Source organism: Oleiphilus sp. HI0079 (genome assembly GCF_001635105.1).
Window position 1 is genome coordinate 1 of sequence record NZ_LWFT01000807.1, and the last position, 1,324, is coordinate 1,324.

Consider the following 1,324-nt stretch of genomic DNA (forward strand, 5'->3'; position numbering starts at 1 on the left):
AGATGAAATTCGATTGGGTGCACAATCCAATCAAGACTCAACGAGCGATGGACAGCCGTGAATCTTACAAAGCACTTTAGTGACAGCGCGTTTCGTTTCGCAGGCGACCGGTTTAGCGAGCGAGCATTCTCAATCGCACCTTGAAACACCTAACACTTCCCAGACTCCGCGCTGAGCACCAGGCAAATACCCCAAATTCGTCACAAAAAAAATGTGGCCAGCGCCCCATGTACACAAATCGCAACAAATGATTGCCGGATATAACCACATTTTGTCTTAAGTCTTTCTACAATTTTTAACATAGTACAGTGCGACCTCCTTGAAGGGGGTCGATTCTAAAGATTTGACCTTTTAGCTAGGAGTAATACCCAATGATCGAGACCATTATCCGCTTCTTCCAAGATGGCGGTTTTTTTATGTACCCCATCTCGCTCGTACTTGTCGTCGGTTTGATTATTGCGATTGAACGCTACTCCTACCTAAGCGTCGCCAAAATCAGCAATCGAAAGGTTTTTGAGCAGCTCTATAAAATGATCCGCTCAAAAGACTTTAACGGCGCGCTGAAATTCGCATCTAACTCTAAAAGCCCAATGGGCTTGATGATTGGTGCTGGACTTCAGCGATTGTCTCGTCGACAGGGTCGACAGGATATTGAGTACGCGATGGAAGAGGGCTTGCTCGAAACGATGCCTCGACTAGAAAAGCGCACTCAATATCTAGCGACGTTAGCGAACATCTCTACGTTGCTTGGTCTATTGGGTACAATCATTGGCTTGATCGCGGCGTTCACTGCCGTTGCATCAGCAGATCCTGCGCAAAAGGCGTCGTTGCTTTCACAAAGTATCTCCGTTGCTATGAATACAACCGCGTTCGGCTTAATGGCCGCGATTCCTCTGCTACTTATTCATTCAGTACTTCAAGCAAAAACCAATGAAATTGTTGATAGCTTTGAAATGGCCGGTATCAAGGTGATGAACGTCATTAGTGATCGTCCTGTCGCTGCAGCACAACAACACGCAGCAACACCCCAACCAAAATCAGCCGCAGCGCCTGCCGCTTAACGACGACGCCTATTACTAAGTTTTAGAGGATTTGCCATGAGGCGCAGACATAAGCGGACTCGCGACGATGCTGATCTAGATATCACCGCGTTCATGAACCTGATGATCGTGTTAGTACCGATTCTATTGATCAATATGATTTTCGCACACACAGCTGTCTTAGATTTGAATTTTCCGCAATCCAATGCCTTGGATAATGAACAACAGGAAGAGCTGCAGCTACAGGTCATCATCTTAGAATCCCAGCTCGTTGTGTCGGACAA

General features: G+C 46.5%; 1 protein-coding gene and 1 pseudogene. Both read left to right on the top strand.

Annotated elements, in window-relative coordinates; translation table 11 throughout:
* The first annotated feature begins 371 nt into the window (after window positions 1–371).
* On the top strand, window positions 372–1,061 hold the full coding sequence (locus A3750_RS15155; RefSeq protein WP_068521909.1) for a MotA/TolQ/ExbB proton channel family protein: 690 nt from the start codon (window positions 372–374) through the stop codon (window positions 1,059–1,061).
* Window positions 1,062–1,097: 36 nt separating this feature from the next.
* Window positions 1,098–1,324 (top strand): annotated as a pseudogene (locus A3750_RS15160) (biopolymer transporter ExbD); the annotation flags it as partial.

Coding starts and splice junctions, on each gene's coding strand:
- A3750_RS15155 (WP_068521909.1), top strand. CDS start 372: ATGATCGAGACCATTATCCGCTTCTTCCAAGATGGCGGTTTTTTTATG.